Source organism: Rahnella perminowiae (assembly GCF_019049755.1).
GTDB classification, from domain to species: Bacteria; Pseudomonadota; Gammaproteobacteria; order Enterobacterales; family Enterobacteriaceae; genus Rahnella; species Rahnella perminowiae.
On record NZ_JAFMOS010000370.1, the window covers coordinates 1 to 6,397 of the forward strand.

A 6,397-nucleotide genomic window follows, 5' to 3' on the forward strand; every position below is an offset into this window, starting at 1 on the left:
GTACTAATTATCTGAAAATCAGCACACTTGTGTGACTGAAAAATTTCACGCACAAGCCTGAATGACAAAACAATATCGCCACAAGCCACGTCAGAAGGGGCCTGAACGTAAACAACCTCCCTGCAACCCCCTGAACATTCAGGAATTAAATTAAACAGGCCATATTCATTTTTATATCCCTCCCTGTTGTGTCGTTATAAGCTTAATCCCTGACGCGTTAATTTTATTGCCGGTTTTATTTTTAACCTCACGGACATATTCACTCATGACGTCTATTGATGGATTGCTTCAGGGCACCTGGTTACTGGTTATATCGCTAAGACGAAACGATCAGCCGACAGGGGAGCCTTTTTATCAGCAGGGCATTATTCAGGTTGATGCGGTACGTAAAGCCCTTAAAGACCAAAATATCTCGGTTGAGAATATTGATCATATCACTTACACACAGTGTGCTTTGCTTGATGAATCCGCTTCAGGAAATACCAGTCAACGTGTCGCCTGGCAGAATCAGCCCCTGCAAGTTCGTTTCTTTCAGACATTCCAGGCTGGCGAAGAACTGTATGAACGCATTCGTCAGGTACTGCAGCAGCCTTCGCCCGATATCCGCGTCCTGACGTGTTTTCAACGTGCACTGGCGCTCGGATTTCAGGGCATCTATCGCGATAAGTCAGCACCTGCCCGTCAGGTACTTCTCAATGAACTCAACGAGTTAGTTCCTGCCTTTGATTTCCCTCTGAATACGCCGGTAATCATAAACCGCCACTTTATCAGGCACGGTGGCTGGTTGCGTTCTCCCCGGTTAATCGGATGTGGACTGCTGCTGATAACGCTGCTTCTGAGCGTAGGGCTCAACCTGCAACTGGAACAGTTATTACATCAGTGGCTACCCGACAGATAGGCGGCTGATTTTCACTTTTCCGACGGACCGGAAAATGACCACGAGGTCCGTCACCAGAACACGGAACAGACACGACCTCATGGGCCTTGGTTTACGGCTACGGGCGGTAGCGTGTCGACATCTCACTGAAACGTTTATCACACACAAGGAATTCAGGTATGGATACTGCCTCTTCAACGCCTCTGAACATTGTCAGCTCCCTAAACCGTTATCAGCTCGCCGTCCACAACAGTAGTGCTCCGCTCGATGTTGAATCTTTTGTCGCCAGCGAACATCTGAGCCGGGCCTACCGTTATGTCGTCGACGTCACCAGCGTGATTCAGGACATCGATCCGCAGACTATTCTGATGCAGGACGCCTCGTTCATCATGCAATCTTTACCGGCGACAGCATTCAATATTTTTACGCCCCCGCAGGTACAACGCACGGTGCACGGCGTTATCACTCAGTTTGTCCGCGTGTCAGAATCCCGCGATGAAGCACACTACCGCCTGACACTCGAACCCCATTTGGTCCTGCTCGACCACACACGCCGGTGCGCCATTTATCAGAACATGTCAGTACCGGAAATCGTTGAAAAAATCCTGCGGGATAATCACCGCTATCAGGGCTGGCAGTTTGAGTTTCGTCTGAGCCAGAGTTATCCGCGTCGTGAGTTAGTCACCCAGTGGCAACTGTCCGATTTCGACTTTATCCGCCGCCTGCTTTCCGAAGTGGGGATCTGGTTTACTTTCGAAATGGACAACCGCCTCAAGGAAGAAGTGGTGATATTTGGCGATGCCCAGCAGTACTACCAGTTTGATGTCAAACTGCCGGTGAAAGATGTCTCGGGCATGAACGATAACGCCGCAGAGTCCGTCTGGTCTTTGTCAGCACTGCATCAGATCGTCGAAAGTGCCGTCAGGGTAAAGGATTACAACTATCGCGATGCAGCAAATACGCTGGCGGTGGAAAACAGTGTGGTGCCAGAGGATAAAACCACCACCGGCAATATTTATCACTATGCCGAAGGCTTTCTGAACACAGGCGGCGTACAGAAACCAGAACCGGACAGCGCCGGGTTTTATGCCTTTCTGCGCCATGAACGTGACCTGAACGATCAGCATCAGCTATGGGGTAAAACCAACGCTACCCGGCTGGCGCCGGGGCAAATGTTAGAAATCGACGGCATCATTCCGAAAGCTTACGGGAAAGGCATTCTGATCACCGGAACCGTTGCCCGCGCATCACGGAGCACGTCCTATCAGGTGACTTTCGCCGGCATTCCATACAGTGAAACCGTCGGATTTCGTCCTGCATTGCGGGCGCGTCCGAAAATAATCGGCACCGTACCGGCACGTATCACCAGTATCAGCCCGAACGACATCTACAGCCATATCGATAAAGATGGCCGCTATCGCCTGAATTTCAACTTTGACCTCGATACCTGGAAAGATGGCTATGAAAGCCCGTGGATACGTCTGGCCCGTGCCTATGCCGGGGATACTTACGGGTTACATCTGGTTTTGCTGGCAGGGACGGAAGTTGCTGTAGCCTTCGACGGCGGGCATCCCGATAAGCCGTATATCGCTCATGCCCTTCACGACTCCCGCCACCCTGATCATGTGACTATTGAAAACTATAAACGAAACGTACTGCGCACACCGGCAAACAACAAACTCAGGCTCGACGACGAACGCGGTAAAGAGCATGTCAAAGTCGCCACGGAATACGGTAAAAGCCAGGTCAGTATCGGGCACCTGGTGGATAACAAGAAAGAACAGCGTGGTGAAGGGTTCGAACTGCGAACAGATCACTGGGGTGCCATCCGTGCCGCCAAAGGTATTTTTATCAGTGCCGACGGTCAGCTTCAGGCGCAGGGAAAAGTTCTCGATATGCATGAAGCGCTTGACGAACTGGAAGCAGCACATCGTGAAGCGATCAGCCTTCACACCGCCGCGAAAATGGCCAAAGCAGAGCTGGCCGATATCGAAAAACAAGCCAGCCTGATGAATGACACGCTTAAACAATTACAACAGCGCGCCCTGCTTCTCTCTGCACCCGCCGGGATCGCGCAAGTTACCCCAGCCAGCCTGCAACTCTCCGCCGGTGAAAACCTGATTGCCACAGCAGGCAAGAATGCCGATATCAGCATCGCGCAAAAACTGCGTATCGCCTCAGGGGAAATTCTCAGTCTGTTCGCCAAAGCCATGGGCATCAAAATGTTTGCTGCCGCCGGCCGGATCCAGATCCAGGCGCAAAGTGATGCACTGGATATGTTCTCGAAGAAAGACATGTCGATCGCCAGCAGCGACGGCAAAGTGACTGTTTCAGCCAAAACCGAACTGCTGCTTGAATGCGGCGGCGGTTTTATTCGCATCAAAGGCGGTAACGTGGAAATCGGCGGGCCGGGCAGTGTGTCAGTGAAAAGTGCCACGCTGCAAAAAGTCGGGCCGGACAGCCAGAATGCATCGCTGAAATTACCGGAACACTGCGCTTCGATGATAGACGAAGCGGCGGCGGGTCAGGGACCGACGGTAAGCCTGAGTTAAAGGATGAATGAAATGACGACTCTGGAATATGACAAAGAAAAGGTGTTGTTTGATTACGGCGATACGGCAATTAAACAACAGGCGACAACAATCTTTAACGAACTGAGTGAACATCTGCTCCGAAACGGAGAAAACGTATTTCTGTTGATTGATCCGGCGAAACTGGAACTTAACATTACGTCTCCCTGGCTTATCACCCTGACAGAACGCCGCCCGGAACCCGTCGCCTTGCGGCATGCCTCAATACCACAATCTTATTACCCGTGGCTGATAACACTCGACCTCGCCCGGCCAGAGGATCAAACCTTGCTGCAAGAAAGCATCATCCGGTCACTGCAGGAAATCGATCCGGCAAAACTGATGGCCGGTTGCGGTCGCACCCTGTGCGGTTGGCTGACCAGCATGCAGCCTGCCAGCGTTGTTGCCCGTCAACTGGGCAGTACTGCAGTACAAAAGCTGAAGGAAGGCGGCAATATTTTACTGCGTTACTTTGATCCGGCAGTGAATAACACGCTATGGCCGCACCTGAGTAGTTTCCAGCAACAGCGCATGTTGGGCATCCTGTCAGGGTGGCATTTCCCGGACGGCGACGGCCGGCTTGTTTCCCGCCGACACACCACATCCCCGCAACCTTTGCTGACCTTCTCCCTGGCCTTGCAGGAAAATGACAATGCAATGCTGGAACGCGTCGGGATCATTAATCAGGCGCTCAGGCAATACCGCGATCTGACCAGGCACGATTCACGCAGGAGCGAGGCTGCATTACGAAGCATGGCAGAACTCGCGTTGCAACGCATTGCCCATTCGCCCGTCATTACCACCTTTGATGAGCGCGCATTATTTGCCTTTCACGTCCTGCGCTATCACCCGCACATCGATCTGAGTCCTGAGTTTCAATATCTGCTATCCACAGAGACTCAGCCAGCCGATATACGCTATCGCCAGCGCATTTGCGCACTCACATCAAAGGACTGGCAGCGGCTGGCCAGTGAATGTTCGCGCCAGGCTGTTGCCACGCACAAAAACAAGGAGCTGTTGTCATGAGTCAGCCTGCAGTCGTAATTTGTCCCCGCTGTCAGCCGGGCGGCCCGGCCATTCTGCCGGTGCGTTATGCCCCGATACCGGACTCACTCTCCCCTAAACTGCCGGGATGGGCTAAACCTGAAATCGATTTCCCTAAAACCACCGGTTATGACTACGGTTTACGCGCCATGCGCGCCGGTTTTTTATACGTCTGGTACGAAGCCGATGCACATTGGGAAACCTGGAGCATCACGCCAGATGGCGGACTGTGGAAGCAGAATGACGCCCTTTCCGCACAGCCCAAATACACGTCGGATTGCGAAAGAGGTTTCCATAAATCCGCCAATATTGAATTCATTGTGCTGGATAAGCTGGCTCTCACCAGCACGCTCTGGCTGGCCTATACACCGGCTAAATGGAACCCGGCCCTGCTGGACATTTATGCCACTGATGCCGGTAAACGAAAGGCCCGTATGCAGCAGGTAGAACCCTGGCAATGGAACGCTCCGGAAGAGGAAAAGGGCATTGCACAGGCCACGCAGGCGCCCCTGCAAACCGTACTTGATTATCAGCCGCCGGGGCCTGCCTGTCCCGCCGGGAAGTTACCTTTTTCCACTGATATTTCCCGTATCAGCAACATTTCCAGTATCAGCGACATACCCGACCCCTCGCCGTTTTACACTTTTGCGGCCGATGCTGTTCGTCCGCGCACCACGCTTTACCCCTGGAGCACTGAACGTGCCGGAAAAGAAAGTGTGACCCTGACCGCTTTAGCATCGCGCGGCACGTTACCCGACGGCACGCCGGTAAAACCGCTTATCATGGCAGTCAATGACCCGATTGGCATCGCGCATGAGCTGACCGGCTGGTGTGATGACATGACGCTGATGCATAAACGCTACCGCGATGAGCTGGGCGTGGAGTTTGCGACCTATTACGATATCAAAGGGCTGGAGCGGGTCATCAGACAGGCTGAAGAACAGCAGTTTGACCAGACCTTCCCGGAGAAGGCTTCACGGCACAGTATTGAAACGGTGCTGAACGGGGCCGGATTCGACCTGAAGGGGACGACGCCCTCCTATGAAGAACTGGAAAAAATATACGCAGAAAGCCGGGCGAAATGGAAACTCAATGCAGTGAACAAAGCCTGGCAGAAATACGCGGATAAGTTTGAACAGCGCTGGATCACGGATTTTGAAATCGCTTACGGGGAACTGACCCGTACCGTAGAGGAAAAAACAGGCATCCTTATCGGGCTGCGCCTGCTGTGGTTACAGCATCCTCTGTTTATTGCCTGCATTGACGATTTCAACTCTGACCTGACTCAGGACCACCTTAATTACCGGGAAATGGTCGGTTACGCGCTGGCGTCGATAAATCTGAGTGAGACGGGAAAGGCGCAGATTAATACGTGGGCCGACAGCTATTCCACGCTGGACAATAAGAACCTGCTCTGGCGCTATCAGTTTTTTAACAGCCCGGCGGTCATGACCTCCGTTAATCCGCTACTGGCACAGATAAAAAGCCAGAAAGCGCCCTCGGCAGGTGAGCAAATAAAAACAGATACGCAGTTTATCCTCAATAATCTGGGAGTTTATGCTGACGCCGTGGACAGGGCATTAACCGCCATGATGTCATCCGGTCAGGCGCAATCCCTGACACAAAGGATTATGGGGTTTGGTGACCGCGCCCTCACAACCATGACCAATCAGGTACTGGCCGGCACCGTGGTGGATACCTTTCAGGGAAAAGCGCTCAGGGCATTATTTCTTTTGGATTCCGGCGTTGCAAAAGACCAGCTAGTCAAAATGATGAATGACGCAATCGCCCATCCTGCGGGAGAGAGTATATTCACGGCTGAGGCGAGGGAGAATATACAGAAGATCCGTGATAATAAATTGAGTCAGATTGATAAAAACCTCGACCGTTTAGAAGAGTTCAAGAG

Annotated in this window: 4 protein-coding genes; all 4 read left to right on the forward strand. The window is 52.4% G+C overall.

The window, feature by feature from the left end; genetic code table 11:
* Positions 1–265: 265 nt before the first annotated feature.
* Positions 266–898, forward strand: a complete 633-nt coding sequence (gene tssL / locus J1785_RS04505) for a type VI secretion system protein TssL, short form (protein WP_217218903.1) — start codon at positions 266–268, stop codon at positions 896–898.
* A 158-nt stretch (positions 899–1,056) separates the two neighbouring features.
* Complete coding sequence (locus J1785_RS04510) at positions 1,057–3,429, forward strand: type VI secretion system Vgr family protein (RefSeq protein ID WP_217218904.1); 2,373 nt, start codon at positions 1,057–1,059, stop codon at positions 3,427–3,429.
* 12 nt (positions 3,430–3,441) lie between these two features.
* Positions 3,442–4,473, forward strand: a complete 1,032-nt coding sequence (locus J1785_RS04515) for a DUF4123 domain-containing protein (RefSeq protein WP_217218905.1) — start codon at positions 3,442–3,444, stop codon at positions 4,471–4,473.
* The coding region (locus tag J1785_RS04520) for a T6SS effector BTH_I2691 family protein (RefSeq protein ID WP_217218906.1) at positions 4,470–6,397 on the forward strand (1,928 nt) is incomplete at its 3' end. The genes J1785_RS04515 and J1785_RS04520, both read left to right, overlap by 4 nt.

Excerpts from the sequence above, each read along its gene's own strand:
- tssL (WP_217218903.1), top strand. The coding sequence starts at position 266 with ATGACGTCTATTGATGGATTGCTTCAGGGCACCTGGTTACTGGTTATA.
- J1785_RS04510 (WP_217218904.1), top strand. The coding sequence starts at position 1,057 with ATGGATACTGCCTCTTCAACGCCTCTGAACATTGTCAGCTCCCTAAAC.
- J1785_RS04515 (WP_217218905.1), top strand. The coding sequence starts at position 3,442 with ATGACGACTCTGGAATATGACAAAGAAAAGGTGTTGTTTGATTACGGC.